The 26,039-nt window shown below is 31.7% G+C and carries 34 protein-coding genes and 1 pseudogene; 17 read left to right on the top strand and 18 right to left on the bottom strand.

Features of this window, described 5'->3' with window-relative positions; translation table 11 throughout:
• Positions 1 to 26: 26 nt before the first annotated feature.
• Entirely contained in the window at positions 27 to 407 is a 381-nt protein-coding gene (locus tag ASC41_RS00890; protein ID WP_055434758.1) for a DUF423 domain-containing protein, read from the bottom strand.
• A gap of 83 nt (positions 408 to 490) precedes the next feature.
• Here ASC41_RS00890 and ASC41_RS00885 point away from each other — a divergent pair, with 83 nt between their 5' ends.
• Together ASC41_RS00885 and ASC41_RS00880 are read left to right on the top strand one after the other, a co-directional pair.
• Positions 491 to 1,855: a saccharopine dehydrogenase family protein gene (locus ASC41_RS00885; protein ID WP_055434757.1), complete on the top strand. Its 1,365-nt coding sequence runs from the start codon at positions 491 to 493 to the stop codon at positions 1,853 to 1,855.
• 265 nt (positions 1,856 to 2,120) lie between these two features.
• On the top strand, positions 2,121 to 2,591 hold the full coding sequence (locus ASC41_RS00880) for an Lrp/AsnC family transcriptional regulator (protein WP_055434756.1): 471 nt from the start codon (positions 2,121 to 2,123) through the stop codon (positions 2,589 to 2,591).
• Positions 2,592 to 2,667: 76 nt separating this feature from the next.
• Here ASC41_RS00880 and ASC41_RS00875 read toward each other — a convergent pair whose 3' ends face one another.
• Together ASC41_RS00875 and ASC41_RS00870 are read right to left on the bottom strand one after the other, a co-directional pair.
• Positions 2,668 to 3,420, bottom strand: coding sequence for a T9SS type A sorting domain-containing protein (locus ASC41_RS00875; RefSeq protein WP_055434755.1), 753 nt, complete (start codon positions 3,418 to 3,420; stop codon positions 2,668 to 2,670).
• 132 nt (positions 3,421 to 3,552) lie between these two features.
• On the bottom strand, positions 3,553 to 4,155 hold the full coding sequence (locus tag ASC41_RS00870; protein WP_338034450.1) for a phage tail protein: 603 nt from the start codon (positions 4,153 to 4,155) through the stop codon (positions 3,553 to 3,555).
• Between the two features lie 100 nt (positions 4,156 to 4,255).
• Here ASC41_RS00870 and ASC41_RS00865 point away from each other — a divergent pair, with 100 nt between their 5' ends.
• The 3 genes from ASC41_RS00865 (at position 4,256) to ASC41_RS00850 (ending at position 6,804) form a co-directional block, all read left to right on the top strand.
• Positions 4,256 to 4,699, top strand: coding sequence for a hypothetical protein (locus ASC41_RS00865; RefSeq protein ID WP_055434754.1), 444 nt, complete (start codon positions 4,256 to 4,258; stop codon positions 4,697 to 4,699).
• 631 nt (positions 4,700 to 5,330) lie between these two features.
• Positions 5,331 to 6,134: a sensor histidine kinase gene (locus ASC41_RS00855; RefSeq protein ID WP_241489613.1), complete on the top strand. Its 804-nt coding sequence runs from the start codon at positions 5,331 to 5,333 to the stop codon at positions 6,132 to 6,134.
• Positions 6,127 to 6,804, top strand: a complete 678-nt coding sequence (locus ASC41_RS00850; RefSeq protein ID WP_055434752.1) for a response regulator transcription factor — start codon at positions 6,127 to 6,129, stop codon at positions 6,802 to 6,804. The genes ASC41_RS00855 and ASC41_RS00850 overlap by 8 nt, the downstream gene beginning before the upstream one ends.
• A 76-nt stretch (positions 6,805 to 6,880) precedes the next feature.
• Here the strand turns inward: ASC41_RS00850 and ASC41_RS00845 are convergent, their stop codons facing one another.
• The 4 genes from ASC41_RS00845 to ASC41_RS00830 all read right to left on the bottom strand — a co-directional run bounded on the left by ASC41_RS00845 (position 6,881) and on the right by ASC41_RS00830 (position 12,069).
• The gene (locus tag ASC41_RS00845) at positions 6,881 to 7,600 is read right to left on the bottom strand and encodes a Bax inhibitor-1/YccA family protein (RefSeq protein ID WP_055434751.1); all 720 of its coding nucleotides are present in this window, start codon (positions 7,598 to 7,600) and stop codon (positions 6,881 to 6,883) included.
• Positions 7,601 to 7,626: 26 nt separating this feature from the next.
• A complete protein-coding gene (locus ASC41_RS00840; RefSeq protein WP_083477107.1) occupies positions 7,627 to 8,340 on the bottom strand; it encodes a zinc metallopeptidase in 714 nt (237 codons plus the stop codon).
• Between the two features lie 84 nt (positions 8,341 to 8,424).
• Positions 8,425 to 8,793 carry a hypothetical protein gene (locus ASC41_RS00835; protein WP_055434750.1) on the bottom strand — a complete coding sequence of 123 codons (369 nt, stop codon included), beginning with the start codon at positions 8,791 to 8,793 and terminating at the stop codon, positions 8,425 to 8,427.
• A gap of 198 nt (positions 8,794 to 8,991) precedes the next feature.
• On the bottom strand, positions 8,992 to 12,069 hold the full coding sequence (locus tag ASC41_RS00830) for a leucine--tRNA ligase (protein ID WP_055434749.1): 3,078 nt from the start codon (positions 12,067 to 12,069) through the stop codon (positions 8,992 to 8,994).
• A 127-nt stretch (positions 12,070 to 12,196) separates the two neighbouring features.
• Between ASC41_RS00830 and ASC41_RS00825 the strand changes: the two genes are divergently transcribed.
• The 6 genes and pseudogenes from ASC41_RS00825 (at position 12,197) to truB (ending at position 15,552) form a co-directional block, all read left to right on the top strand.
• A complete protein-coding gene (locus tag ASC41_RS00825) occupies positions 12,197 to 13,075 on the top strand; it encodes a cell division protein FtsX (protein ID WP_055434748.1) in 879 nt (292 codons plus the stop codon).
• A 151-nt stretch (positions 13,076 to 13,226) separates the two neighbouring features.
• Positions 13,227 to 13,370, top strand: coding sequence for a hypothetical protein (locus ASC41_RS16900; protein ID WP_160318790.1), 144 nt, complete (start codon positions 13,227 to 13,229; stop codon positions 13,368 to 13,370).
• Between the two features lie 10 nt (positions 13,371 to 13,380).
• The gene (locus tag ASC41_RS00820; protein WP_055434747.1) at positions 13,381 to 13,590 is read left to right on the top strand and encodes a hypothetical protein; all 210 of its coding nucleotides are present in this window, start codon (positions 13,381 to 13,383) and stop codon (positions 13,588 to 13,590) included.
• A 145-nt stretch (positions 13,591 to 13,735) separates the two neighbouring features.
• A complete protein-coding gene (locus ASC41_RS00815) occupies positions 13,736 to 14,011 on the top strand; it encodes a DUF3098 domain-containing protein (RefSeq protein ID WP_055434746.1) in 276 nt (91 codons plus the stop codon).
• A gap of 44 nt (positions 14,012 to 14,055) precedes the next feature.
• A complete protein-coding gene (locus ASC41_RS00810; protein ID WP_055434745.1) occupies positions 14,056 to 14,850 on the top strand; it encodes an undecaprenyl-diphosphate phosphatase in 795 nt (264 codons plus the stop codon).
• A gap of 4 nt (positions 14,851 to 14,854) precedes the next feature.
• Positions 14,855 to 15,552: pseudogene (gene truB / locus ASC41_RS00805) on the top strand (tRNA pseudouridine(55) synthase TruB).
• Positions 15,553 to 15,555: 3 nt separating this feature from the next.
• Here truB and ASC41_RS00800 read toward each other — a convergent pair.
• The 5 genes from ASC41_RS00800 to ASC41_RS00780 are packed head-to-tail and all read right to left on the bottom strand — an operon-like array spanning position 15,556 to position 18,340.
• Complete coding sequence (locus tag ASC41_RS00800; RefSeq protein WP_055434744.1) at positions 15,556 to 16,020, bottom strand: pyridoxamine 5'-phosphate oxidase family protein; 465 nt, start codon at positions 16,018 to 16,020, stop codon at positions 15,556 to 15,558.
• 5 nt (positions 16,021 to 16,025) lie between these two features.
• Positions 16,026 to 16,937 carry a mechanosensitive ion channel family protein gene (locus ASC41_RS00795; protein WP_055434743.1) on the bottom strand — a complete coding sequence of 304 codons (912 nt, stop codon included), beginning with the start codon at positions 16,935 to 16,937 and terminating at the stop codon, positions 16,026 to 16,028.
• Positions 16,938 to 16,940: 3 nt separating this feature from the next.
• On the bottom strand, positions 16,941 to 17,237 hold the full coding sequence (locus ASC41_RS00790) for a chaperone modulator CbpM (RefSeq protein ID WP_055434742.1): 297 nt from the start codon (positions 17,235 to 17,237) through the stop codon (positions 16,941 to 16,943).
• A 2-nt stretch (positions 17,238 to 17,239) separates the two neighbouring features.
• Positions 17,240 to 18,127, bottom strand: a complete 888-nt coding sequence (locus tag ASC41_RS00785) for a DnaJ C-terminal domain-containing protein (protein WP_055434741.1) — start codon at positions 18,125 to 18,127, stop codon at positions 17,240 to 17,242.
• Positions 18,128 to 18,340, bottom strand: a complete 213-nt coding sequence (locus tag ASC41_RS00780; RefSeq protein WP_055434740.1) for a hypothetical protein — start codon at positions 18,338 to 18,340, stop codon at positions 18,128 to 18,130. It abuts the gene before it with no gap.
• A 99-nt stretch (positions 18,341 to 18,439) separates the two neighbouring features.
• Between ASC41_RS00780 and ASC41_RS00775 the strand changes: the two genes are divergently transcribed.
• Positions 18,440 to 19,168: a hypothetical protein gene (locus ASC41_RS00775; protein ID WP_152971393.1), complete on the top strand. Its 729-nt coding sequence runs from the start codon at positions 18,440 to 18,442 to the stop codon at positions 19,166 to 19,168.
• A 73-nt stretch (positions 19,169 to 19,241) separates the two neighbouring features.
• On the opposite strand, the gene ASC41_RS00770 is transcribed toward ASC41_RS00775, so the two are convergent.
• Positions 19,242 to 19,859 carry a thioredoxin family protein gene (locus tag ASC41_RS00770; protein WP_055434739.1) on the bottom strand — a complete coding sequence of 206 codons (618 nt, stop codon included), beginning with the start codon at positions 19,857 to 19,859 and terminating at the stop codon, positions 19,242 to 19,244.
• Positions 19,860 to 19,936: 77 nt separating this feature from the next.
• On the opposite strand from ASC41_RS00770, the gene ASC41_RS00765 reads away from it, so the two are divergent.
• Entirely contained in the window at positions 19,937 to 20,146 is a 210-nt protein-coding gene (locus tag ASC41_RS00765) for a hypothetical protein (protein ID WP_055434738.1), read from the top strand.
• On the top strand, positions 20,133 to 20,696 hold the full coding sequence (locus tag ASC41_RS00760; RefSeq protein ID WP_055434737.1) for a DNA-3-methyladenine glycosylase I: 564 nt from the start codon (positions 20,133 to 20,135) through the stop codon (positions 20,694 to 20,696). Before ASC41_RS00765 ends, ASC41_RS00760 begins: the two co-directional genes overlap by 14 nt.
• A gap of 3 nt (positions 20,697 to 20,699) precedes the next feature.
• On the opposite strand, the gene aat is transcribed toward ASC41_RS00760, so the two are convergent.
• The 3 genes from aat to ASC41_RS00745 form a co-directional block, all read right to left on the bottom strand.
• Positions 20,700 to 21,329: a leucyl/phenylalanyl-tRNA--protein transferase gene (aat, locus tag ASC41_RS00755; protein ID WP_055434736.1), complete on the bottom strand. Its 630-nt coding sequence runs from the start codon at positions 21,327 to 21,329 to the stop codon at positions 20,700 to 20,702.
• Between the two features lie 86 nt (positions 21,330 to 21,415).
• Positions 21,416 to 21,790, bottom strand: coding sequence for a DUF3127 domain-containing protein (locus tag ASC41_RS00750; protein ID WP_055434735.1), 375 nt, complete (start codon positions 21,788 to 21,790; stop codon positions 21,416 to 21,418).
• 45 nt (positions 21,791 to 21,835) lie between these two features.
• Positions 21,836 to 22,690, bottom strand: a complete 855-nt coding sequence (locus tag ASC41_RS00745; RefSeq protein ID WP_055434734.1) for a flavin reductase family protein — start codon at positions 22,688 to 22,690, stop codon at positions 21,836 to 21,838.
• A gap of 131 nt (positions 22,691 to 22,821) precedes the next feature.
• Here ASC41_RS00745 and ASC41_RS00740 point away from each other — a divergent pair, with 131 nt between their 5' ends.
• Both ASC41_RS00740 and ASC41_RS00735 read left to right on the top strand, forming a co-directional pair.
• Positions 22,822 to 24,000, top strand: a complete 1,179-nt coding sequence (locus ASC41_RS00740; protein ID WP_055434733.1) for a sensor histidine kinase — start codon at positions 22,822 to 22,824, stop codon at positions 23,998 to 24,000.
• A 2-nt stretch (positions 24,001 to 24,002) separates the two neighbouring features.
• A complete protein-coding gene (locus tag ASC41_RS00735; protein WP_055434732.1) occupies positions 24,003 to 24,356 on the top strand; it encodes a hypothetical protein in 354 nt (117 codons plus the stop codon).
• On the opposite strand, the gene ASC41_RS00730 is transcribed toward ASC41_RS00735, so the two are convergent.
• Together ASC41_RS00730 and greA are read right to left on the bottom strand one after the other, a co-directional pair.
• Positions 24,337 to 24,726 (bottom strand): HIT family protein, encoded by a 390-nt coding sequence (locus tag ASC41_RS00730; protein WP_055434874.1) that lies wholly within the window; start codon positions 24,724 to 24,726, stop codon positions 24,337 to 24,339. The two genes, ASC41_RS00735 and ASC41_RS00730, sit on opposite strands and share 20 nt — an antisense overlap.
• Before the next feature lie 147 nt (positions 24,727 to 24,873).
• Positions 24,874 to 25,347, bottom strand: a complete 474-nt coding sequence (gene greA / locus ASC41_RS00725) for a transcription elongation factor GreA (RefSeq protein WP_055434731.1) — start codon at positions 25,345 to 25,347, stop codon at positions 24,874 to 24,876.
• Positions 25,348 to 25,540: 193 nt separating this feature from the next.
• On the opposite strand from greA, the gene ASC41_RS00720 reads away from it, so the two are divergent.
• A complete protein-coding gene (locus tag ASC41_RS00720; RefSeq protein WP_055434730.1) occupies positions 25,541 to 25,984 on the top strand; it encodes a hypothetical protein in 444 nt (147 codons plus the stop codon).
• The last annotated feature ends 55 nt before the right edge of the window (positions 25,985 to 26,039 follow it).

Raw genomic sequence — 26,039 nt, 5'->3', positions numbered from 1 at the left:
ACTGATAAAAATACAAGTTATTTATCTTATTTTTTTACAAATTCCACAAATAAGACTACCCAAGACAAAATAAGTAATAATCCTCCAATTGGAGTAATAAAACCAATTACGCTAAAATCGAAACCAGTTAAACTATTGGTAGCCAAACTATATATTGAACCCGAAAAAAACAAGATGCCAACACCTATTAAATAAAACACTATTTTTTTTGCTTTGGCAGATATGCCGTCCATATTACCAACAAACAATAGTAATAGTGCGTGATACATTTGATAACGCACACCTGTCTCAAAAGATTGCATTGCAGAGGCAGAAATTTTAGGTTTTAATCCATGAGCAGCAAAAGCTCCAATTACTACTGCAAAAAAGCCAAAAACAGTGGCTAGAATTAATATTCTTTTATTCATATAAATGTATTATTTGAGTTTAAATAACGTTAGCATTTATTACATTCGTATTTTAAATACAAAATTACATAACAATTCTTAATATGAGAAACATTTTGGTTATAGGATCAGGAAAATCTGCATCCTATTTAATAAAGTATCTTTTAGACAAATCTGAAACAGAAAATCTACAAATAACTGTTGGTGATTTAGATATAGCAAACGCATCAAAACTTACAAATAATCATAAAAACGCAAACGCAATAACTTTAGATGTTTTTAACAAAAAATCTAGAATTGAGGCTGTAAAATCTGCAGACATAGTAATTTCTATGCTTCCTGCACGTTTTCATATAGAAGTTGCAAAAGACTGCATTACCTATAATAAAAACATGGTAACAGCATCTTATGTTAGTGACGAAATGCAAGCACTAGACGCACAGGCCAAAGAAAAAGGCTTAGTTTTTATGAATGAAATAGGTGTGGATCCAGGAATCGACCACATGAGTGCTATGCACGTAATAGATAGAATAAAAGCTCAAGGTGGAAAACTTATTTTATTCGAATCTTTTACCGGTGGTTTAGTTGCTCCAGAAAGCGACAATAACTTATGGAACTACAAATTTACTTGGAACCCAAGAAATGTAGTTTTAGCAGGACAAGGCAGTGCTGCTAAATTTTTACAAGAAGGTACATATAAATACATACCGTACAACCGTTTATTTAGACGAACAGAGTTTTTAGAAGTTGATGGTTTTGGTCGTTTTGAAGCCTACGCTAACAGAGATTCTTTAAAATACCAAAGCATTTATGGCATAGACGATGTTAAAACATTATATCGCGGAACTATAAGACGAGTTGGTTTTAGTCGTGCTTGGAATGTTTTTGCTGCGTTAGGCATGACAGACGATAGCTACACAATAGACGATAGCAAAAACATGAGCTATCGCGATTTTGTAAACTCATTTTTACCATACAGTCCTACAGACTCTGTAGAAATTAAATTTAGACACGCATTAAAAATAGACCAAGATGATGTTGTTTGGGATAAATTTGAAGAGCTAGATATCTTTAGCCCTACAAAAATGGTAACTCTAGATAAAGCAACTCCAGCACAAATATTACAAAAAATATTAATGGATAGCTGGACACTAGACCCTACAGATAAAGACATGATTGTAATGTATCATAAATTTGGCTACCAATTAAATGGTAAAAAATACCAAATAGATGCTACAATGGTAACTTTAGGAGAAGATCAAACCTATACCGCAATGGCTAAAACCGTTGGTTTACCTGTAGCAATGGCTGCAATGGCAATACTTAACAAAAAAATCACCACTCCTGGTGTTTTAAGACCAATAAACAAAGAAGTTTACGAACCAATTCTAGAAGAACTAGAAGATTATGGCATTATCTTTAAAGAGAAAAAAGTACCTTATTTAGGCTACAATCCTTTACACGTATAATATTTGGGCGTTACCAAGACATGCCTAAGGGCATTGTCTTGGTCAGGCTCTACGTTATATCTTTTTTTGCCATATATGGCAGCAAAAAAAGGATGCCACTTCTATCCTTAACGCACTTACCTCAGTTCTGTAATAGCATTAAAGTTTTAGTTTTATACTATTTTAGTACATTTATGTTTTAAATTAGAGTTTTATTGTACTTAAAAAGCAATAAACTCTAACAGTAATAGATTTTCCGCTGTAGCGGTACTAAAAAAACATTTAAATGAAGGTTATAAACCAAAACATACATATAGATGGTATCGATAAAAAGATACTTCGTGCTTTAATGGAAGATGCAAGAACGCCGGTTTTAGAGATTGCCCGACAAGTAGGTATCTCTGGAGCAGCAATACACCAGCGTTTAAAAAAACTAGAAAAATCTGGATTAATAGCAGGTTCTAAATTTATTATAAACCCAAAAGTATTAGGCTACACTACCATGGCGTATATTGGTGTTTATTTAGACAAAGCTATGAGTAATCCTGAAGCTGTAAAGCAACTAAAAAAAATACCCGAAGTTTTAGAATGTCATTACACCACAGGAAATTGGAGTATTTTTATTAAAATTCTTTGCAAAGATAACGAGCACCTTATGCATGTTTTAAACAAAGACATTCAGTCTATAGAAGGTGTATCGAGAACAGAAACTTTTATTTCTCTAAACCAGCAAATTGATAGACAGATTAAGATATAAAATGTATCAAATCAAACTAACAAAAAAAACTCTTAAATCACTTTAAGAGTTTTTTTCCTACAATAAATTAAATTATTTATTTAATAATTAACTTTTTAGTAATTGTACCTTTTTCAGATACAATTGAAACAAAATATAACCCTGAAAATAATTTAGAACTTAAATTTAAGTTTTTATTGGTTGTTATTCCATTTAAATTGATAGTCTCAATTGTTCGACCGTTAATATCTGTAACGACAGCTGTATATAAAGTTACACCAGAACTTTTAATCGTTATGTCTCCATTAGATGGATTTGGAAAAATAACAACTTGACTATCTAAAGATATAGACGCTTCCGTACTTAATGTATCAAGAACATCTACCTCTATATTGTGAAATGCAAAATCTGTATTATCACTCACATCTGGCTGAAGAATCTTAAATGCTGTAATATCTACAGCATTACTTGGATTATTTATAGGTATAGCACCAGCACCTACTACATATTCTTGCTCTATTGAAATGACTTCATCATCTTGGTTTACAAGAGAAATACTCCCTGTTTCTAAAGTGTCATAATCCATTCCGTTTAATTTAAAATTTATAGGATTACCATTTTTAGTAAGTGTTAAAGTAAAGGTGTTTATAGCTGCTCCACTTCCAAAATAGAAGACTAAATCGGCACCAGATAAAGGTACTACAGTTTCAGCTCCTGAACCAGGAACGTCAATTAGCAATACATAAGTATCAGATCCTGTAGTAAGTGTCTCGGTAACACTTACTCCATCATCTACTGCCGTATCAATAGTAAAATTTAATACTTGTGCATTTACGCTATAACTTAACATGATTAAGCAACAAAAAAAATGCTATCTAATGTTGCCTTTTTTAAAGTGTAGTTTTTTTTCATAATAATAAGTTTTAGAAGTTAAAACCAAAGGCAAAAATCACATTTGATTTACCTTTGATTAAATTTTTAATTAGCTTCTTGATGGAAATATACCATCTAAAGCAATTATATAATTTACAACTTGATAAGGCTGCATGTTATCGTGTGCTTGATTACCTCCTGTTTGCCCAACAGACACACTATCTGCTGCCATTTTTGTGTTTTTACCCATTGCATATGCTCCTCCTAAAGCATTATACGCTCCGGTTGGGTTTGTTACGGCATTCTCTCCTCTTGGAAGCGGATTAACAGCCTCTATAGCAGCGCTATGAGCATGTGCTGGAATTTGATTAATATCAAGTATTACCGTTGCCGCTCCTCCTTTTTGCCCTAATTTTGCAGGAGGTAATCCCGGACCATTGCCAGCATGTACTGGCACTCTGCCTCTTAAATCTGGCAAACCAAATGTGGTTCTACCATCACCACCATAATTAGTTCCCAAAAGTGAAAATAACGCCTGATGTTGAGAGATTCCCAATAATTGACCGTTACAAAACGCCCAATTTCGTGGTGCAAAATTTCCACCGAACATCATAATTTGTCCAATAAACTGTTCCATAATTTTTGTTTTTAGTTGATTAATACTGTAAATGTATTCTAGATAACTCTCTTTTTTTAGCGCATTTTTACTCATATTAAAAAACAGGGGTTTACACCTGTTTTTAATCTACTATGTTATTCAATAACAATATTTTAGTACTTTTAGATAATAACCAACTCAAACAAATATTATTATGAAAGCAAAACAAATAGACCTTGAAGACGCAATTATTTATGCACGTAAATGGCAGGAAGAAAACCCAACACATGCTAAAGCTTTTCTAATCCCTTCAAACGATTTAATTGCATGTTTAGAAGAAATGAATGTGCTTGTAAAACAAGATGATGGTCACTATGCAATAGAGAATGTTACAGACTCTGGAGTGCGTGCTTATATGGCTATTAAGAAATCTAAAAACGATCCGCCAAGCGCTAAAACAGAAAAACTACTAATTGTAGGTACAGTAAAAGATTGTAATGGGATATACCGAGATATTATTGAAGACGAAAAATCTTCAGGGTGTCCTGATGAAGAAACAGAAAAAGCAGTAGCTGCTCTAGAAGGGAGTGGCGTATTCGACTTTACCTCACCTTGTCCTAGCACATGTGACCCAAACAGCCCTTTATATAATCCTTAGAAAATGGAATGAAAGAAATTGATGATCTATTAAAACAGCTTGGCTTAATAATACTTTTTATAAACGCAACATTATATATTTATAGCTACTTAAAAGGGAACAAAAGCAAAGCTGTTAGGTATTTTGTTTTTTATTTAGTTCTTAGTTTATGTATTTCAATTGGCAGTGATCAAATAGTGAAAATTCAGAGGTTATATAATTTAAAATTAAACAACTTATACCTATCACATTTTTATTTTATTTTTCAATTTATTTTCTTGTCTTTATTTTACAATCAACTATTTAATACAAATCAGAAAAAATATGTAAAAATAATAAGTGCTTTGATTTTTTCAATTTTAATAATTCAATACTCTTTAAATCCCGGTTTATTTTCTAAGTTTAATTTGTTAGAAATATTTATCACTTCATTTCCTTTGATATTATATTCTATATTTCACTTATATAACTTGCTAAGCAAACCAGGGAAATTTATGTATATAAACGCTGGAGTATTAATATATCTATCTACAAGTACTCTTATTTTTATTTTAGGAAACCTACTTAATACTGTAGACAGGTTGCTATCCTTTAATATCTGGTTTTTAAATAGATTGTTCTATTTAGGTTTTTTAATACTAATTTTAATAGAATGGAAAAAGAGTTTATGGAAAACGAAAAATTAATAATTCAGGCTTTAGTTTACGGCATCATCTTTTTGGTTTTAGTAACTACTGGGTTAATTCTGTTTTTTCATTATTCTAGACAAAAAATAGTTCAAAAGGAACTTGAGAAATCAGCTTTAAAATTAGAAAATCAACAAAAAATATTACAAACCTCTATAGCTATTCAAGAAGCCGAACGCACCCGTATAGCACAAGATCTACACGACGCTATTAGCTCTAAATTAAATATAATTAGCCTAAGTACAAATGTACTTTTGTGTGATAAAACTATTAATATAAAACAACGCGAATCTTTAAATCAAATATTAGAGATTACCACTGGCACACTACAAAGTTCCAGAAGAATTGCTCACGATTTAATGCCTCCTATTCTAGATCAATTTGGACTTAAAGTTGCCTTAGAAGAATTGTTTGATGATATTTCTACAAATACGGCTATAGACATTGAACATAATATTGAAGAGCTACATATGCTTAATGATAACAATCAACTACATGTATTCAGGATTATTCAAGAACTAATAAACAACTCAATTAAACATGGAAAAGCAAAAGAACTTGCCGTATTTATGGAGCAAGATGCTAACGGTTTTGTAATACATTATCAAGACAATGGTATTGGATTTAATGTTTTAGAACTGCACAAAAAAACCGGAATTGGATTACAGAATATTAAAAGTCGAGTTAAAATTTTAAATGGAAAACTTAAAATTGATAGCACTCAAAATAATGGAAGTCATTTTATTATAAATTGCAAATACAATGAATAAAATAAGAATAGTATTAGCAGACGACGAGTTACTTTTTAGACAAGGTTTACTAGCTATTTTAGGTAACCAAGAAAATATTGACATCCTTTTTCATGCCGAAGATGGTGATGATTTAATTAACAAATTACGTAGTGCAAACACGCATCCAGAAATTGTTGTTACCGATTTAAAAATGCCTGGATTAAATGGTATAGAGGTAACAAAAATTATTAGAAAAGAATTTCCTAATATTAAGGTTATTGCATTAACCAGCTACTTTAGCAAGCCTTTTATTTTAAATATGATTTCTATTGGAGCTGTTGCTTACTTAGCAAAAAACAGCACACCTGCATTAATGATTAAAACCATAGAACAAGTTGCCGAAAAAGGTTTTCATTACGATGAGCAAGTATTACAGTATGTCCATGAAAGCTTAGTAAACCCTAAGGACAAAAAAACAAAATCTACTTTTGATGCTAATTATTTCACAAAAAGAGAAATAGAAGTTTTAGAGCTTATTTGTAAACAAATGACCACAAGCGATATCGCCAAAAAACTTTTTATAAGCCCAAGAACTGTAGAAGGACATCGTAATAATTTACTATTAAAAACCGAAGCCAAAAACGTTGCAGGATTAGTAATATATGCACTAAAAAACAAACTTGTTTCTTTAGACAGCAATTCATTTTAACCTAAAAACTAAATATTATATAAACAAAAAGCTCCTCTAATTAGAGGAGCTTTTTAATTTATAATTTTATAGGAGATTAATCTCTAGACATAAATATTCTTAATACATACCAGAATAATAACATTAACGACGCAAACAATCCTAAAGCTGCAGGAATATAATCGTCTATTGTATATTTTTTAACAAGGTTAGAAGTTTGATATAAAATAGAACCTCCAGCAAGTAAACACATACCTACAGAAAACCATAATCCCATATTAAACCCAAAAAGTGTTCCTGCTACAATTAAACCTAATGCAATAAAGAAACCTATTGTTAAACCTGTTTTTAAGAAAGAAAAATCTTTTTTAGTAACAAACACTACCGCTGTTAATCCAGAAAACAAAGCCAAAGTAACTATTCCTGCTTGCTGTATCATTTCCGATCCTTGTGGCAGATACGTTAAAGCAATATAAATCATTGGAATAAAAATAAAGGCTTCAGCTAAAATGTATAATCCAAAAGCTAAGTACTGCTTGTTTTTATCCGGCGTTTTTAGTGCCATATTTTCTGCATAGTTGGTAATAAACATAAAACCACCTAACATTAATAACCATTTAAAACCTTCGGTCATTGATAACGCAAAATTTACTACAGCTTCACTTTGTAAAAAAAGGTATTCAAAAAATATAAATACTAATACACCTACAGCAACATGCGCATAAGTTTTTTTATAAAATGCTACGCGTTCTTCTTGTGCTACAGCACTAAGCGCCATACGTTGTTGTGGCATTGGGTTTTCGAAAGAGTTTTCCATATAGTTGTTTGTCTTATTTTTAGTTTTTAATCTTTAGATCCAAATATTCTTAAAGCAAAGTACAACAAAGAAGCAATTGCTCCAAGAGCAGCCACTAAATATGTTCTTGCAGCCCATTTAAGTGCATCTTCCGAACCTTTGTATTCTTCTGGTGTTACTATGTTTTTATTTTTTAACCATGCTAATGCACGGTTACTAGCATCGTATTCTACAGGTAAAGTTACCACACTAAATAGTGTCGCAAAACCCATCATTATTAAACCAGCAATAGCCACATATTTACCAGCAGCACCCATAGCCTCACTTGCCATTAATGCTATACCTCCAAAAATAACCCATTGAGAAATATTAGATGTTACTTGAACAACCGGTACTAATTTAGAACGCATGGTTAAGTACTTGTAAGCCGTAGCATGTTGTACCGCATGACCACATTCGTGTGCAGCAACAGCCGCTGCCGAAGCGTTACGTTCGCCATAAACCACCTCACTTAAGTTAACCGTTTTATTTGCAGGATTGTAATGATCTGTTAATTGTCCAGGAGTAGAAATAACCTCAACATCTCTAATACCGTGATCGGCTAACATTTTTCTAGCAATCTCTGCACCGCTCATTCCATTTCTTAAATGCACCTTAGAGTATTTAGCAAATTTCTTTTTTAATTGACTGCTAACCAACCAGCTTACTACAGATATTATTCCAATAATAACATAGTAACCCATATAACCTGTTCCCATCATAATTTTAAATATTAATTCTAGTTATAAATATAACAAAAAGTAAGCCAATGTATTTAATAGAAAAAATGTCAGCTAATAAACGGATTATTTTAATTTCTCTTTAGAATGAATCACCTCTGTAGCCAAATCAGATTCAAAAACAACAGTTAACCTCTCTCGTTTTTCTTCAAAAAAAGTAGGTTTTATACCTAAACGGTATTCCATGTGTTCTTTTCCGTTAACATTGTAAACCTCTCCTTCTCCTAATAAAACAATAACATCTGCTTTTCTTTTGCCAACAATTAATTTATTGTCTAAAAGGTCTTCTACAATTTTATACCGCATTCCTGGACTCGATTTCCATTGCTTCGAATTAAATCGTTCCTCGAAAAACCATATTAAAGATGTGCCTATTACAAATGCTGCAAAGAAAAACATTCCTATTTGGTCGTTCCGTTTTATTTTAAAACCCATCTCCTTTTTTACTGTTATTGTAATTACTTAAATCATTTTAATAAAAACAATTTGTATTGCGCTTTCGCGGAAAAACCAAAGCGTAGCCCTAAAAATAAATAGAAAAATTTGAATAACCCTATTTAAATATCAAGTATAAAAAAATGGATTCTCTCTTATAAAAGAATCCATTCTATTATTTAGTAAGCCAACTTTTTTCTAGCCTACAATATTTACAATTTTACCAGGAACTACAATTACTTTTTTAGGCGTACGACCTTCTAATTGTGCTATGGTTTTTTCGTGAGCCATAACTGCTTTTTCTATTTCGTCTTTACTTAAATCCATTGGCAATTCTAACGTAAAACGCATTTTACCATTAAACGAAATTGGGTAATTTTTGCTACTTTCTACTAAATGGCTTGCCTCAAATTCTGGAAAATCAGCAGTAGAAATAGATGCACTATTTCCTAACTTGCTAAACAACTCTTCAGCAATATGTGGTGCGTAAGGTGATACTAAAACCAATAAAGGTTCAAGTATTTCTTTACTTGTACATTTTTGAGCGCCAAGTTCGTTTACAGCAATCATAAAAGTAGACACCGAAGTATTAAAAGAGAAATTCTCGATATCTTCCTGTACCTTCTTTATGGTTTTATGTAATGTTTTTAAGTTGTCTTTTGTTGGTTCTGCGTCGTTTACTTTTAAACCATTGTCGTCTACATACAATTTCCATAGTTTCTTTAAGAAATTATGAACTCCTGTAATACCTGCAGTATTCCATGGCTTGTACTGTTCTAATGGACCTAAGAACATTTCGTATAAACGAAGACTATCTGCTCCGTAATCGATGCAAATTTGATCAGGACTTACTACGTTATATTTAGATTTAGACATTTTCTCAACATCTCTACCTACTTTATAAACACCATCCTCTAAAACAAATTCAGCGTCTCTATATTCTGCTCCAAATTCAGCATCATTTTTTAAACTTTCAATATCTAATTCATCTGAAGCATTGACGTATTGTACTTTTACGTGAGTTTTATAAAAATTCAGTAATGAAGTATCCACAGAGACTTTACCTTTTAAATTAAGCTTATTTATTTCATATTCAATTACAGGATAAAAGTTATCCAAAATTTCTTTTCTTTTCTCATTATGCTCTCTCTCTTTATCACCATAACTCTCATTATCAGAATTATACCCTTTCTTTAAATACTTTATTAAGTCATCAGATATATAAATTTCTTTAATAAGACTAAGTCTTTCTTGAAGACTTTTATAATTATCCTTATCTTCTTTGCTTCCTTTTAAAATCTCTAAATTTAAATCCGCAACTCTAAAACCTATTCTTTTCACAAAAGCACTAGTTCCCAAAATCATACCTTGGTTTATCAACTTCTTAAAAGGTTCTTCAACATTTACAAAACCGCGATCTTTTAATAATTTCACCCAAAAACGAGAATACAATAAGTGACCAGTAGCATGCTCTGCTCCACCAATGTATAAATCTACATTTTCCCAATAGTTCAACGCATCTTCACTTGCAAAAACACCTCCTCTATTGGCTGCTTCTTCCATATAACGGAAAAAATACCAAGAACTTCCTGCCCAACCTGGCATTGTGTTTAGTTCTAATGAAAACACAGTTTCATTATCAATAGCATCGTTAGAAACGACTTTGTTATTTTTAGTATCCCAAGCCCAAACATCGGCACGACCTAAAGGCGGCTCTCCTTCTTCGGTTGGTAAATACTTTTCTACTTCTGGTAATTGTATTGGTAGATGTTGTGCATCTATCATTTGTGGCATTCCATTTACATAATATACTGGAAATGGTTCTCCCCAATAACGCTGTCTAGAAAATACAGCATCACGTAATCTATAGTTTGTTTTACCTTCACCTTGACCTAGTTGCTCTAAATCGTAAATAGCACGTTTACTTGCTTTTTTGTAGTTCATTCCGTTTAGGAAATCGCTATTAGCAATCTTTACATTGTCTTTTCCTGTAAAAGCCTCTTCACTAATATCTACACCTTCAAAAATGTTTGGAATTTCAATATTAAAATGTTTTGCAAAATCGTAATCACGCTGATCTCCACAAGGCACAGCCATAACTGCTCCTGTTCCATAACTTGCTAATACGTAATCGCCAATCCAAATTTGTACTAGCTCTTTAGTAAAAGGATGTTCTGCATAAGCACCTGTAAATACACCAGAAATGGTTTTTACATCTGCCATACGATCACGTTCACTACGTTTTGCGGTTTTTTCAATATAGGCTTCAACAGCTTCTTTTTGGTCTGCTGTTGTTAATTTAGATACTAATTCGTGTTCTGGTGCTAAAGTCATGAAACTTACTCCAAAAATAGTATCTGGTCTTGTGGTGAAGACTTCTATTTTCTCGTCATGATCTTTTACATTAAAAGATACTGTTGCTCCAACCGATTTTCCAATCCAGTTACGCTGTGTTTCTTTTAAAGAATCCGTCCAATCTACATCTTCCAGTCCTTGTAAAAGTCTTTCTGCATAAGCAGAAATACGCATACTCCACTGTGTCATCTTTTTACGTACAACTGGATGTCCACCACGTTCTGAAACACCGTTTACAATTTCGTCGTTTGCCAAAACAGTTCCTAAAACTGGACACCAATTTACTTCGGTTTCAGCTAAGTATGTTAATCTGTATTTTAATAGTATTTCTTGTTGCTTTTCAGTTGAAAAACTATTCCAAGCTTCAGCTGAAAACGCTTCAATATCATCATCACAAGCCACGTTAACATTGGCATTTCCTTCCGAAGAAAAAATTGAAGTTAATTCTTTTATATCTTTAGCCTTATTGTCATTATTGCAATAATACGATTCGAATAACTGAATAAATATCCATTGTGTCCATTTGTAATATTCTGGATTTGAAGTGCGTACTTCTCTACTCCAATCGAAAGAAAAACCAATTTGATCTAATTGTCTTCTATACGTTTTTATGTTAGTTTCCGTAGTAATTGCAGGATGCTGTCCTGTTTGTATTGCGTACTGCTCTGCAGGCAAACCAAAACTATCGTAACCTTGAGGATGCAATACATTAAAACCTTTATGGCGTTTGTAACGTGCATAAATGTCGCTGGCAATATAGCCTAAAGGATGCCCAACGTGCAAACCTGCTCCAGATGGATAAGGAAACATATCGAGTACGTAATATTTAGGTTTATCGCTATTATTTGAGGCTTTAAACGTTTGGTTTTCTGCCCAATATTTTTGCCACTTGGCTTCAATGTCGTTAAAATCGTATTGCATGGTGTTGTTTTTCCGCTTATAAAGCTTCAAATTTAAAGGTATTACAACAGAATTAAAAGTTTAAACGTTGTAAAGTAGTATTGTTTGAATTCTTTATTATTTTTACAACATAAACCAAGTCCTTTTTATGAGCTCATCTTTTGATAAATACCAAAAACGTCGTTTAATTTCTTCATACTTTTCTGTAGTGTTAAGTATTGGTCTCGTTTTATTTTTATTAGGCCTGTTAGGCCTTTTGGTATTGAATGCAAAAAAAGTAGCAGATCATTTTAAAGAGCAAGTTACCGTTACTATTTTCTTAAAAGACACTGCTAAGGATGTTGAAATTAAACAACTTGAAAAAAGTTTAGCAATGGCAGATTACGTGAAATCGACAACTTTTGTCTCTAAAGAGCAGGCTGCCGAATTTATGAAAGCCGAAAGTGGTGAGGATTTTATGGACTTTTTAGGGAGTAACCCATTAAAGAATTCGATTGATGTAAACTTAAAAGCAGATTTTGTAACCTCAGAAAAATTACAAATTATTGCCGATGAAGCTTTAACCAAAACCTTTGTAGAAGAGGTTAGTTACGATAACGACCTTGTAAACTTAATGAACGATAATGTTAAGAAAATTAGTTTTTGGGTTTTACTAATAACTGGACTATTTACATTAATCGCCGTTTTATTAATTAACAGCTCGATTAGATTAGCAGTATATTCTAAACGTTTTACCATTAAAACCATGCAAATGGTTGGTGCAACAAAGCGTTTTATTAGAAGACCTTTTGTATGGAGAAGTGTTAAATTAGGAATATTTGGTGCTATTCTAGCACTAATTGGGATGGCTGTTGTGCTTTATTATATAGACAAAACATTCCCTGAATTAGAGTTATTAGGTACACCTATTCTTATTATTGCGCTCTTTACAATAGTGTTTTTTCTTGGTATATTTATTACCTGGATTTCTACATTTTTCGCTACTCAACGTTTTTTAAACCTTAACACAGATAAGCTTTACTACTAAAAGCGCTTCGATTTTTTCTTCTTATTAAGTTTAACATTCTTTAACTTTAGCCTTAACAATATTTAGGAAAGTTAGAGGTTATATTTACATAACAAAAAACCAGATATATTGACTATACCATTACATTTATAAATCTCTTAATTTAAAAATTATGAAACGAATAACATTTGTATTTATAGGTATTGTAGCGATAACAAGTTTTGTATTGTTATCTCCAAACAATATAGAAGATAAATCGACAAAAGTAGTTAAGGTAGATACTAGTAAACACTACGTTAAAGGACTTTTAGATTAACATTTTGAGTTTGTCAGGAAAAACAAAAAATGGGATTGTTGTAATTAGTGCTTTTATTATAATCTCTTGGGTTATTTTTTTAATTTATCAGTTGTTTTTGTCTATTAAATTTGACAAAAAGACTTCTGAAAGCAGAAAATTTAAGACAGAAGAGGTTACAAGAATAACAGAAGGCACACCTTTAAACAGCGCATATAGTATTATGTTTAATGATTATTAAAAAAATTATAGTCATGAGCATGGGTTAAATTTAGATTCATTAGAAGTAAAAGTTTTAAATAAAACCGTTACTTTGCACTTACCAAGAATATTGGGTAGTAAAATTACTAGTGAACATATTACACAAATTATAAAATCTACATAAAGTGGGAGAGCAAAAACGTAAAGAAATCGGTTCGGAAAATAAAGGTGAATTTATCTTTGGTAAACGCAACTATAAATTTATGTTTATTGGTTTAGCCTTTATTGTAGTAGGTTTTATTTTAATGTCTGGTGGTGGTAACGATGACCCAACTGTTTTTAATGAAGATATTTTTCATTGGAGACGTATTAGACTAGCTCCAGCATTAATTCTTATAGGTTTTGGCATGCAGATTTATGCGATTTTAACGCGTAAAGAAGATTCCGATTCTAAAAATTAACTACAAACGACCTATTGGTCATTCAATTTTGATATTTTTGCCGAATGAACATTATCGACTCAATCATTTTAGGCATTATTCAAGGACTAACGGAATTTCTTCCTGTATCTTCTAGTGGACATTTAGAACTAGGAAAAGCCATTCTTGGAGACAATTCGGTGCCTCAAGAAAGCTTACTATTTACTGTAATTCTTCACTTTGCAACAGCTTTAAGTACCATTGTAATTTTTAGAAAAGATATTATCGATATTATTAAAGGTTTATTTAAACCTGGCATTAACGAAGACCAACGCTTTGCCGGAAAAATTATAATTTCTATGATTCCTGCAGTTATAGTCGGTCTATTTTTTGAAGAACAACTCGAGCAACTTTTTGGAGGTAACATTATGTTAGTGGGTTGCATGCTTTTAGTAACTGCTGCTCTTTTATTTTTAGCAGACAAAGCTAAAAACACTCAAAAGAAAGTCGGTTTTAAAGACGCCCTTATTATTGGTATCTCTCAAGCTATTGCTATGCTTCCAGGAATTTCTAGAAGTGGAGCTACAATATCAACCTCTGTATTATTAGGTAACGATAAAACGAAAGCTGCACGCTTTTCTTTTTTAATGGTTGTGCCTTTAATTATAGGTAAAATTGCAAAAGACCTTTTGGGCGGAGATTTATCTTTCGAGAGTCAGAACATAACAGCTTTAGGCGCTGGATTTGTAGCAGCTTTTGTATCTGGCTTATTTGCGTGTACTTGGATGATTGCATTAGTTAAGAAAAGTAAATTATCTTATTTTGCTATTTACTGTGTAATTGTGGGATTACTTGCAATTGGTTTTTCACTTTTAAATTAATTTTATGACTCTTGAAGATTACCAAGCCGGACAAGTTTTACTTATAGACAAGCCTTTAAACTGGACGTCTTTTCAAGTGGTTAACAAACTACGTTGGGAAATACGCCAAGCGTTTAACATAAAAAAATAAAAGTAGGTCATGCAGGAACTTTAGATCCTTTAGCAACGGGCTTATTAATTATTTGTACTGGTAAAATGACCAAGCAAATTGACACCTTTCAAGGACAGATTAAAGAATATACAGGTACTATTGTTTTAGGAGGCACAACGCCTTCTTTCGATTTAGAATCTGAAATAAACGAAACATTCCCAACAGATCATATTACCGAAGAATTAATACACGAAACAACAAAACAGTTTATTGGCGAAATAGACCAATTTCCTCCTGTGTTTTCTGCATTAAAAAAAGACGGAAAGCGCTTGTATGAATATGCAAGAGCAGGCGAAGCCGTTGAGATAAAATCACGTAAAATTACCATAAACGAGTTCGAAATCACTAAAATTGATGGTAATTCGGTCGATTTTAGAGTAATTTGTAGCAAAGGCACTTATATTCGTTCACTAGCCAACGACTTTGGAAAAGCATTAAATTCTGGCGGACACCTTTCTGCTTTAAGACGTACAAAAATTGGAGATTTCCATGTTGATAATGCTTTATCAATGGAAGATTTTATAAGCGCTTTACCTCAAAAAGCAGAGTAATATTTACGTTCTAAAATCTAAACGCTTTTTTCCTGTTATTTCTTCAATTTTTATAATAAAGACTGCTGGCACATCATCTTTATAAATTTTACTAGAAAAGTCGCTAATAAAACTAGCTTTACTTTGTTCTTTCTCTAAAATAATATCTTTGATACCTAAGGAAAACTTATGCAAATAGGCTTTTGCATCACTACCAAAATGTTGTTCGAAAACACCATGCACTAAAACAGATTTCCAATGGGTTACATTTTCAATATTTGAAACCAATAAAGAAACTTTTGGGTTTTTACGCATTGCATTCATTTTGTGTCCATCTCCAGAATAACATATTATTGCATTGCTTTCTGCATCAAAAAAATAAGTAATAGGCACAACAAAAGGCAAATTGTTGAAAATATAACCTAATTGACCTATATAATTATTTTCTAAAATATATTCGATTTCTTTATCTTCTAAATTTTTAAACATAGCTTTTAGTGTTTTGTAGTGTTAGAATTATCAATTTTAATTTCAGGTATTTTTATTAACTCTATAGTTGTAGATGCTAAAACAACTTTACCATTTGTAGCTTCAATTTCTTTTCTAATAGCATCGTGCAACAAGTGTTTTGTAAATCGTCTTTTTTTATAATCTACAATGTATCTTAAATTAAATTTTACCCAATTATCTGTGAGAGTTATTGCTAAGGTAGGCTCTACCATTGCATCTTCTATATAATATTTAGAAACTACTTCTGTCCATCGTTCTCTAGAAGCTTGTGTATATTCTGATAGAATATTAGTTGCTATCTCAATAATTATTGACTTCGCTAATTCAATATCTGAGCCATATCGTATTGGTAAATTAAATTCATCCCAAATAAATGGGAAGTCTTTAGAGTAATTATAAACTGGTCCTTTAAAGACAAAAGCATTACTTAGTTTTACAATTCTACCAGTATAATTATCACTTTCAACCCATTGCCCAATCTCCATCATTGTTGTATAAATACTGTCAACATCTATTACATCTCCCTTTATACCATTAATTTCTATTCTATCTCCTGGAGCATATACTTTTACAATAAATATGTATACAGATCCAGCAATACTTAAAATTAACTCTTGTAATGTAAAAGCTAATCCTGCTGACAGCAAACCTAACGTTAAAGTGAAATCCTTAATACTTCCTGTAAAGTATAAAATAGTTACAAATGCTAATACAAAATAGCCCAGAACCTCTATTCCTTTCTGCGATTTATATCTTATAGAAACGTTCTCTATCTTTCGTTTTAAAAAACGTCTAATAAATTGAATACAGAATAATACAAATACTACAATTGCTAAGTATTTAATAATACTTTGCAAAAGCGGATAATCTTGAAACCATTGCTGTATTCTTTCCATTACCTATAAATCTTCATACAATCTCAACTTATTATTAAGTGTTATGATTTCGTTTTGCATGCTTTCTACACGCTCCAATAAATTATAGACAGCGTCTAAACCTTCTAAATTTATATTTAGGTCGAAATGCAATCTCATCATTTTTTCAACCTCATTAATTTGGGTTATTTTTATATAATTTATATCGTCTGAAACTACAATTTCTATAAGTTCATAATCTTGTAAATCGTCTATAAACGTCGCTGGCACATTATAATGAGAGCAAAAAGTTGTTATAGAAATTAAATCTCCTATTTCCATAATTATCTTAGTTTTTGAAGTTGTGTAAATAATTCTCTTTCCTTATCTGTAAGTTTAGTAGGCGTTTTAAGTTGGTAGGTTATATATAAATCTCCAAATTGTCCTTCCTTTTTATACTTCGGAAATCCTTTTCCTTTTAACTTAACTTTTGTACCATTTTGTGTTTCTGGTTTAATAGTTAATTTAACCTTACCATTAAATGTGTCCACCATTAAATCACCACCAAGCATTGCGGTGTATAAGTCTAAATCTACAGTTGTATATAAATTATCTTTATCTCTTTTAAATTTTGAATGGTTGTTAATTAAAAACTGAATGTATAAATCTCCATTCGGACCTTTATTAACACCTTTACCTCCGTGTCCTTTTATTTTTATAGTTTGTCCGTTTTCTACACCAGCAGGAATTGTAATACGTATGTTTTTATTATTAACCGTAAGTGTGCGTTTGTGTGCCTTAAAAACATCTTCAAGTTCTAGTTGAAGTTCTGCATTAAAATCTTGACCTCTAAACCTTGAATTCGCTTGACTTCTCCTTGAAGATTGACCTCCAAACATATTGCCAAAAATATCTTCGAAATCTTTTTCACTATAGCTTCCAGATTGTCCTTGATAAGCGTTCTGATTTTGATTCTGCTGCTGTTTTGCTTGCTCATAAGCCTCAGAGTTTTTCCAATGCTCTCCATACTCATCGTATTTCTTTCTATTCTCAACATTGCTTAATACTTCATTCGCTTCATTAATTTCTTTAAATTTTGTTTCCGCATCTTTATCGTTCGGATTTAAATCTGGATGATATTTACGAGCTAATTTTCGATAAGCTTTTTTTATATCACTCTCTGTCGCTGTTTTAGAAATTCCCAACGTTTTATAATAATCTATAAATGCCATTTATTTCGCTTTATGAGTTTTAATATGATGATGTAATTCTTCCTTTAATGTTTGTAAATAATCTTGCAAAACAGTAAGATTTATTTCTGGATGTTGTGTCGATGGTATAGTTATTGGTTCTTCTAACAAAAAAGAATACAACTCGGGATAATTAGTTTCTATATTGGACGTTAACTGAGTAATCTGCGTAAGTAACTCTTGTGTTTTTTTCATAGATCAACTATTTTGATGACTATAAATTTACTTATAACATTAATTTTGTAAAATGATAAATATCAGTTTTAAACAGTAAACTTTACTTATTTAATAATTTTGAAATTAAACAACTCACATAAGGCGTTAGCCATCTCTTTATTAATTGCAGGCTGTGTGGTGCTTTCTCTTTTTAATTACTCTCTTATTAAACAGAATAACACAGTAACAGAAACCTTAGTAGATATAACACCTCCAGATTTATTTGAGGACGTTATTCAGGAAAAAAATGAGTTAGAAAATAATGTACTAAAAACAAACAAAGCCTACAACGACACTAAAGAATACAAACATTTTGCGCAAGCCTTTAAGCCCATTGCGCCACCAAAAGATTATGATGATCCTAGGTTAAGAGATAGAACCGAAAATACTTTAGAAAACAAGGAGATTTCAAAAAGTGAAACTAATTCTAATGTAAATAATGAAGAACTTACTTCTTTTGAAAACGTAAGTGCTATTTTAAATAAAAGTAGAAAAGCCTCTCAACAATCAAACAATGAAGTTTCTGTAAATAAAAATAGTAGTATTATATACTCATTAAAAGGAAGAACAGACACTGCTTTACCTATTCCTATTTACTTATGCGAAGCTAATGGTAAAATTGTAGTAAATATTACTGTTAATGGTTTTGGTGAAGTTGTTTCGACTGCCATAAATTCTTCTTCAACATCTAATAATGCCTGCCTAAAAAAGCATGCTTTACAATATGCAAAAGAAGCACATTTTGATACATCAAAAAAAGCTTCCCAAATTGGCACTATTACTTTTAATTTTGAAGGGAAGAATTAGTTTTATTTTTTTGCAAAAGCAGGAATCTAAAATTAAACTAAAAATAGATTCCCGCCTACGCAGGAATAACAACCTAAGACATTAAACCAACCAAATCATTAATAGCATTTTGGCCTTTATTTTTATTATACCAACCTTGTAAATCTTCTTTAAACTCTGGCGTTAATGCGCCATGTTCTGCTTTATAATCGTTCACTAATTTAGTAGCTTCTGTAGGTCTTGGACCAAAAGTATTAACCACTTCGTTTGTGTTATTATCAATCATAATTAACTTAGGAATTGCTTGTCCTCCATTAGTTAAAAACTGATTCATTAAAGCTTCGTTTTCATCTCTAAGCACAACTTTAAAATTGATATTATCGTTTAACTCAGCAACCTTATTCATTACTGGCATTAAATGCGCAGCATCTCCGCACCAGCTTTCAGTTAGCACTAACCAAGTTTGGTTAATCTCTATATTAGAGACTTGTTCTTTTACTGCTTCTGCAACTTTCACCGTTTTATCCCAACGTTTCATTCTTCTATCGTTAAGCATAGTATAGTTTGCTAAAGCTTCGTTTTGCTCGGTTCCAGTGCTAGATTCTTTTGCAACCAAATCCTTTACTAAAATTCTATAATCTTGATAAGTAATAGCTTTTTCTAAACTATCATTTATTATATTTTTTAAATCTGTGTTTTGTAGTGTTTCCATAATATAAAAATACTGATACTTTGTTTATTTTTAAGTAACAGTTGTTACATTAGTAGTATAAATTTAAAATCCTTACAATGAAACTTAAAAGACATTCTTTTATTATCATACAACTTGTTTGTATAATTGGATGGTTTACTTTTCTAGCTATTGAAAAACTTAATTATTTTGAAGGTTATCCAACTACCAGTTCAGAGATATTTAGTGACTTAAAAGGTGTTTTTGTGATAGTTTCATTTATAACAACATTGATTAACTATATAACAAAAGAGAATGAAAAAACATAAATGCGGATGGTGTGTTGGCGATGAGTTATACGAAGATTACCATGATAATGAATGGGGAGTCCCGGTTCATGACGACCACCAATTATTCGAATTTTTAATTCTTGAAACCTTTCAAGCTGGTTTAAGTTGGATTACTATTTTACGTAAACGTGAAAATTTTCGTGAAGCTTTCGATTTTTTCGATTATAAAAAGATAGCCAATTATAATGAAGACAAAAAGGAAGAGCTACTTCAAAACGCTGGTATTATTAGAAACAAATTAAAGGTAAAATCGGCAATTACGAATGCACAAGCCTTTATGGAAATTCAGAAAGAGTTTGGCAGTTTCAGTAAATATGTTTGGGCTTTTGTAGATAATAAAACAATTAAGAATAAGGTGAAAATCTACAAAGATGCACCTGCAAATACTCCCATAAGCGATGCTTTGAGTAAAGATTTAAAAAAACGTGGTTTTAAATTTGTTGGCAGTACAGTTATGTATGCCTTTATGCAAGCAACAGGAATGGTTAATGACCATGAAACAGAATGCTATAGATATAATGACGTTTAAAGTCTAAGCTTTTAGGTATTCCATAAACTCATCTCTAGAAATATCTCCTGCACCTAGGCTTGCTAAGTGATTTGTGTATACTTGGCAATCAATTACCTTATAGTCTGTATTTTGAATAAAAGTAATAAAAGCAGCTTTGCTTGCGTTACTTTCTTTTGCAAACATGCTTTCTCCGCAAAACACACCGTTATTTAAATCTACTCCGTAAAAACCACCTACAAGATTGTTATTTCTCCATACCTCAACAGATTTAGCATAGCCTTGTTCGTGTAGTTTGCAATACGCCTCAATCATGTTATTTGTAATCCAAGTTCCTGCTTGACCGTCTCGTTTTGCTTTTGCACATTCTGTAATTACAGATTTAAAGTCTTTGTTTATAGTAATTTCGAAATCACAATTTCTAAGAAATTGCCTCATACTTTTAGAAACCTTTAAATCTTCGGGATACAATACAAACCTAGGATCTGGTGACCACCATAAAACAACCTCATCCTCATTAAACCAAGGAAAAATACCGCTTTTGTAAGCTAATAGTAAACGTTCTACAGATAAATCGCCACCAACTGCAAGTAAACCTTCGTCATCGGCTTCTTGTACATTTGGAAATACTATATTTTGGTTAAGTATGTGCATAATTTTATTTTACTAAAATAAAAAACCTCAATGACATTTAGCATTGAGGTTATATTTATATGATTCCTGCTTGTGCAGAAATAGATTTAGAAAGGTAAATCGTCGTGATCTTCTTCTTTTAAATCTGCTGCTGGTTCGAAAGCTGCTGCTGGTGGAACTTCTGGCATTCCAGCAGGAGCTCCTGCTTGTGCTCCTTCAATTCTCCAACCTTGAATAGAGTTAAAGTATTTTGTTTCTCCTTGAGGATTTACCCACTCTCTACCACGTAAATTGATGTTTACTTTAACATCTTGACCTGGTTTATAATTGTTTAATAAATCGCATTTATCTTGAACAAACTCCACTAATATGTGTTGAGGATACTGCTCATCAGTTGTTACAACTAATTCTCTCTTTCTAAAACCGTTACTTCCAAACGTTTGTGTTTCTCCTACTAATTTTACTTTACCTTGTACTTCCATTATCTATATAATTATTAAATATTCGTCTTATTTATTATTGTTATTTTACGATAACAATACTTTCCATGCACTCTCTACATCACCAAAACTAAGCAAATTTTGTGCCTTCTTATGCTTTTCCTCCTCAGTTAATGTAATATTGTCATGTTTTTCCGCGAAAGCGTTAATAGCTTCTTTGGTTGGTAAAGCTTCTACATTACCCAGTAAACCTAAATCGTTTCCTGTTAAAACAGTACTTTTTCTAATACTCTCTGGTAATGTATCTACACCAATACCTAAAGTTGATAGAGGTTTTGGTATTTCGAAAAAACCAGTTTTTGCTCTACTATAGTAACTTCCACCAGCACGAGCTACTAAATCTAGCTTTTCTTGGTCTATGCTACCGCTTTCATTTAAAACAGCATCGTTAATATGAAGCTTTACAACTTCACAAATAATTAAATTACCTGCTCCACCTTCTGTACCTAACTTTACAATCTCATTTACTTTGCACTCGAACTGTACTGGAGATTCTGCTACACGAAACGGCTTTACAATATCGCTTTTAAGCATTGTTAAACCAGCTTTATCAAACTCGTTTACACCTTGTGCATATTCTGTACTACTTAATGACATTTGCTGTACAATATCATAATTTACAACATTTATCACGACCTCTTTTATACTTTCTGCATTTTCCAATGTATGTTTTGTAGTATTATCTCTAACACGACGTGCTGGAGAAAATATTAAAATTGGAGGATTAGCACTAAAAACATTAAAGAAGCTAAATGGTGACAAATTCGCGTTTCCATTCTCGTCCATAGTACTTGCAAACGCTATTGGTCTTGGTGCAACTGCACTTAACAAATAGCCATGTAATTTTGCTGTTGGTATGTCTTTAGGTTCGAAAGATGTCATTAGCTCTATAATTTTCAACAAATGTACTTAAATAACGCCCGAACTAAAAGAAGATTATTCTACGTTTGCACAATATTATTAACAATAGCTCATTATATAGTTTTTAATTATCTTAACACAAAAATCACTTCATGTTTTTCACTAAAAACAGACAACTTGTTCGCTGGATTATAATAATCGCTTCTTTTGCAATCATTTCTTTGATTCTTTGGAACACATATACTTTCTTTCAAAAGTTTAAAGACGAGGAACGTGCTAAAATGGAAATATGGTCTAACGCCCAAAAAATATTTTCTAGTGATGAAAACAATCCAAATTTTAATTTTCTTGTTACAATTTTAAATAGCAATAACACTACTCCCATCTTAGTTATTAATGTAGATGGCACTATTAGTAACTTTAACAATATCGATTTTAATGGTAAAGATTCTACTAAATATGTAACACAAAATAAAGACAAACTTATTAGACAGTTTGAATCTGAAAATGTGCCAATTGAAATTTCATATATAGATTCTAAAACACAAGAAAGAATTCTAGCAAGCAAACTATACTATGGTAATGCTCCATTATTAAACAAGCTAAAGTACTATCCATTAGCACTATTATTAATAATATTCTTATTTGCCTTTGTTGTTTACTTCTTTTACCGTAGCTCTAAAATTGCAACACAAAACAAATTATGGTCTGGAATGGCAAAGGAAACGGCACATCAAATAGGCACGCCTTTATCGTCTTTAATTGGCTGGGCTGAAATTTTAAAAACCGAAAATGTAAATCCGGAATATATTTTAGAGATAGAAAAGGACATTGACAGATTACAAACCATTACAGAGCGTTTTAGTAAAATTGGCTCTCTTCCTAAGCTAGAAAAAACAGATATTGTAAAAGAAACTCAAAATACTTACGATTACTTAAAAACAAGATCCTCGAAGCTAATTAACTTTAATTTAAAGCTACCAGAACAACCTGTTTATGTAAATTTGAATCCGCAATTATACAGTTGGACTATCGAAAATTTAGTAAAAAATGCAATCGATGCCATGAAAGGTAAAGGCGATCTTACAATAGTAATAACACAATTAGAAAACAGCGTGAAAATTAACATTATCGATACAGGAAAAGGCTTAACTAAAAGCCAATTTAAAAGTGTTTTCGAGCCTGGCTACACCACAAAAAAACGTGGTTGGGGATTAGGCCTATCTCTTGCAAGACGTATTGTAGAAGATTTTCATGGTGGAAAAATTAAAGTTGCTCAATCTCAAATAGACAAAGGAACAATAATGCAAATTGCATTAAAAACAGTTTAATTATGAGCGAAAAACTAATTACTGTAAAGGAAGTGTCCTTGAACAATAACTGCCCAGAATGTTTTAGTAAAGAAGGTTTAGAACTAACTTTTAAGCAAAAATTTATTGAAACAAAATTCTCTAAATCTATAACTCAAGAAATTGCAACCGAAATGTTTTGTAATGTCTGCAATACACCAATTTACCCTGTAAATTGGACAGAAGATATTGAACGTGTTTACGACTATCAAATGAAGGCTTTTACACCTAAAAAAGCATCTAAGAAGTATAAATCTAATTTCTGGATTATTATTGGTATTGTAGCAGTCGTAATAATTGCAACTATTGTTTTAGCGGCTACAAATTTGCCTGTATAGCTTTAGCTAATGCTTCAAATTCAGCCTTATCAAGCGACACCTTATCTACAAATCGAGCATCTTCCATCGAATTTAAAGGTATTAAGTGCACATGAACATGTGGCACTTCTAAACCAATAACAGACAAACCTACACGTTTACAAGGCACTGTTTTTTCTAAAGCAATTGCAACGACTCTAGAAAACTCCATTAAACGAGAGTACTCTTCTTTGTCTAAATCGAAAATTTTGTTAGTTTCCTTTTTAGGAATACACAATGTGTGACCTTTAGCATTTGGATTAACATCTAAAAAAGCTAAAAACTCTTCAGTTTCTGCTACTTTATAACATGGAATTTCTCCGTTTACAATTTTTGTGAATATAGATGCCATAATTTTAATTTTAAAGTACATTTATAGACCTTTCGGTCTTTTCGGAATTCAATATAAAAAAAGATTCCTGCAAAACTGAAAATTATTTCAGAATAAACAGGAATATTAATTATAATAATGTTTTTCCGCGAAAGCGAAAGACTAAAACTATCTCGAAATCTCAACAATATCAAACTTAATAACACCGCTTGGCACTGTTATTTCTGCAACATCACCTACAGTTTTACCTAGTAAACCTTGACCAATTGGAGAGTTTACAGATATTTTACCTGCAGCTAAATCTGCCTCACCATCTGCAACCAAAGTATAATTAAGTTCCATACCATTGGTTTGGTTTTTTATTTTCACTTTAGACAATACTAATATTTTAGAAGTATCCATCTGGCTTTCGTCTATTACACGAGCTCCAGCTAATTGGTCTTCTAATTTACTAATACGCATCTCTAACATACCTTGAGCTTCTTTGGCAGCATCGTACTCAGCATTTTCACTTAAATCACCTTTATCACGTGCTTCACCAATGGCTCTACTAGCCTTTACACGCTCCACATCTTTTAATTGCGCTAGCTCTGCTCTTAACTTTTTTAATCCCTCGGCTGTATAATATGATACTTTACTCATGATTTTTTCGTTTTAGTACTAATTCTAAGTCAATTTATGCCTCTATCTTTGTTTAATTTAAAAGAAGAGATGCTAAAATTAATTTAGCATAAAAAAATCCCGCATACACGAGATCGTATTACAAATATACAAAATATTTAATTCGTAATTTACTTTTGTTGTAAATTGCAGTGCTAAAAAAGATTAAAGAAAAATGAATTTAAAACACACAATATCTATATTACTAATTACTTTTTTACTAACCTCTTGTAGTAAAAACGACGATAACAACCAAAATAACAACCCAAACATTCCCAACGTCTCTTTTGACACCCAAACATTAATTAACACCAATTTACCGCAATATAACCAAATGCAATTTCCCGGAAACTATATTCTTTTAAACAGCAATTATGGTATTAAAGGTGTAGTACTTTATTATTCTGGAAGCGATTATAGTGCTTTCGAACTTAGCGACCCAAACCACCCAATTAGCAGCTGCTCTAAATTAACTGTTAATGGTATTATTGCAACTTGCGGTTGTGCAGACGAGAATGCCTACGAAATTTTAAATGGCACCAAACAAGATGGCGGACAATACACAATGACGCGCTACAATGTAGAAGTAAACGGAAGCATTATTCGCGTATACAATTAGGGCAAATTTTTAATGCTATTAAAAGCATTAAAAACCAGGCTCTCACTACTCGCTC

This window comes from Lacinutrix algicola, from assembly GCF_001418085.1.
GTDB lineage: Bacteria > Bacteroidota > Bacteroidia > Flavobacteriales > Flavobacteriaceae > Lacinutrix > Lacinutrix algicola.
Note: the sequence above shows the minus strand (reverse complement) of the source record. Positions and strands in the feature narration are given on the sequence as shown.

Excerpts from the sequence above, each read along its gene's own strand:
- ASC41_RS00880 (WP_055434756.1), top strand. The coding sequence starts at position 2,121 with ATGAAGGTTATAAACCAAAACATACATATAGATGGTATCGATAAAAAG.
- ASC41_RS00765 (WP_055434738.1), top strand. The coding sequence starts at position 19,937 with ATGAAACTTAAAAGACATTCTTTTATTATCATACAACTTGTTTGTATA.
- ASC41_RS00760 (WP_055434737.1), top strand. The coding sequence starts at position 20,133 with ATGAAAAAACATAAATGCGGATGGTGTGTTGGCGATGAGTTATACGAA.
- ASC41_RS00750 (WP_055434735.1), bottom strand. The coding sequence starts at position 21,790 with ATGGAAGTACAAGGTAAAGTAAAATTAGTAGGAGAAACACAAACGTTT.
- ASC41_RS00810 (WP_055434745.1), top strand. The coding sequence starts at position 14,056 with ATGAACATTATCGACTCAATCATTTTAGGCATTATTCAAGGACTAACG.
- ASC41_RS00855 (WP_241489613.1), top strand. The coding sequence starts at position 5,331 with ATGGAAAAAGAGTTTATGGAAAACGAAAAATTAATAATTCAGGCTTTA.
- ASC41_RS00745 (WP_055434734.1), bottom strand. The coding sequence starts at position 22,690 with ATGACATCTTTCGAACCTAAAGACATACCAACAGCAAAATTACATGGC.
- ASC41_RS00865 (WP_055434754.1), top strand. The coding sequence starts at position 4,256 with ATGAAAGCAAAACAAATAGACCTTGAAGACGCAATTATTTATGCACGT.
- ASC41_RS00835 (WP_055434750.1), bottom strand. The coding sequence starts at position 8,793 with ATGGGTTTTAAAATAAAACGGAACGACCAAATAGGAATGTTTTTCTTT.
- ASC41_RS00890 (WP_055434758.1), bottom strand. The coding sequence starts at position 407 with ATGAATAAAAGAATATTAATTCTAGCCACTGTTTTTGGCTTTTTTGCA.
- greA (WP_055434731.1), bottom strand. The coding sequence starts at position 25,347 with ATGAGTAAAGTATCATATTATACAGCCGAGGGATTAAAAAAGTTAAGA.
- ASC41_RS00735 (WP_055434732.1), top strand. The coding sequence starts at position 24,003 with ATGAGCGAAAAACTAATTACTGTAAAGGAAGTGTCCTTGAACAATAAC.
- ASC41_RS00850 (WP_055434752.1), top strand. The coding sequence starts at position 6,127 with ATGAATAAAATAAGAATAGTATTAGCAGACGACGAGTTACTTTTTAGA.
- ASC41_RS00785 (WP_055434741.1), bottom strand. The coding sequence starts at position 18,127 with ATGGCATTTATAGATTATTATAAAACGTTGGGAATTTCTAAAACAGCG.
- ASC41_RS00885 (WP_055434757.1), top strand. The coding sequence starts at position 491 with ATGAGAAACATTTTGGTTATAGGATCAGGAAAATCTGCATCCTATTTA.
- ASC41_RS00740 (WP_055434733.1), top strand. The coding sequence starts at position 22,822 with ATGTTTTTCACTAAAAACAGACAACTTGTTCGCTGGATTATAATAATC.
- ASC41_RS00770 (WP_055434739.1), bottom strand. The coding sequence starts at position 19,859 with ATGGAAACACTACAAAACACAGATTTAAAAAATATAATAAATGATAGT.
- ASC41_RS00825 (WP_055434748.1), top strand. The coding sequence starts at position 12,197 with ATGAGCTCATCTTTTGATAAATACCAAAAACGTCGTTTAATTTCTTCA.
- ASC41_RS00870 (WP_338034450.1), bottom strand. The coding sequence starts at position 4,155 with ATGAGTAAAAATGCGCTAAAAAAAGAGAGTTATCTAGAATACATTTAC.
- ASC41_RS00830 (WP_055434749.1), bottom strand. The coding sequence starts at position 12,069 with ATGCAATACGATTTTAACGACATTGAAGCCAAGTGGCAAAAATATTGG.
- ASC41_RS00795 (WP_055434743.1), bottom strand. The coding sequence starts at position 16,937 with ATGGAAAGAATACAGCAATGGTTTCAAGATTATCCGCTTTTGCAAAGT.
- ASC41_RS00720 (WP_055434730.1), top strand. The coding sequence starts at position 25,541 with ATGAATTTAAAACACACAATATCTATATTACTAATTACTTTTTTACTA.
- ASC41_RS00780 (WP_055434740.1), bottom strand. The coding sequence starts at position 18,340 with ATGAAAAAAACACAAGAGTTACTTACGCAGATTACTCAGTTAACGTCC.
- ASC41_RS16900 (WP_160318790.1), top strand. The coding sequence starts at position 13,227 with ATGAAACGAATAACATTTGTATTTATAGGTATTGTAGCGATAACAAGT.
- ASC41_RS00730 (WP_055434874.1), bottom strand. The coding sequence starts at position 24,726 with ATGGCATCTATATTCACAAAAATTGTAAACGGAGAAATTCCATGTTAT.
- ASC41_RS00800 (WP_055434744.1), bottom strand. The coding sequence starts at position 16,020 with ATGTTTAAAAATTTAGAAGATAAAGAAATCGAATATATTTTAGAAAAT.
- ASC41_RS00875 (WP_055434755.1), bottom strand. The coding sequence starts at position 3,420 with ATGTTAAGTTATAGCGTAAATGCACAAGTATTAAATTTTACTATTGAT.
- aat (WP_055434736.1), bottom strand. The coding sequence starts at position 21,329 with ATGCACATACTTAACCAAAATATAGTATTTCCAAATGTACAAGAAGCC.
- ASC41_RS00840 (WP_083477107.1), bottom strand. The coding sequence starts at position 8,340 with ATGATGGGAACAGGTTATATGGGTTACTATGTTATTATTGGAATAATA.
- ASC41_RS00845 (WP_055434751.1), bottom strand. The coding sequence starts at position 7,600 with ATGGAAAACTCTTTCGAAAACCCAATGCCACAACAACGTATGGCGCTT.
- ASC41_RS00790 (WP_055434742.1), bottom strand. The coding sequence starts at position 17,237 with ATGGAAATAGGAGATTTAATTTCTATAACAACTTTTTGCTCTCATTAT.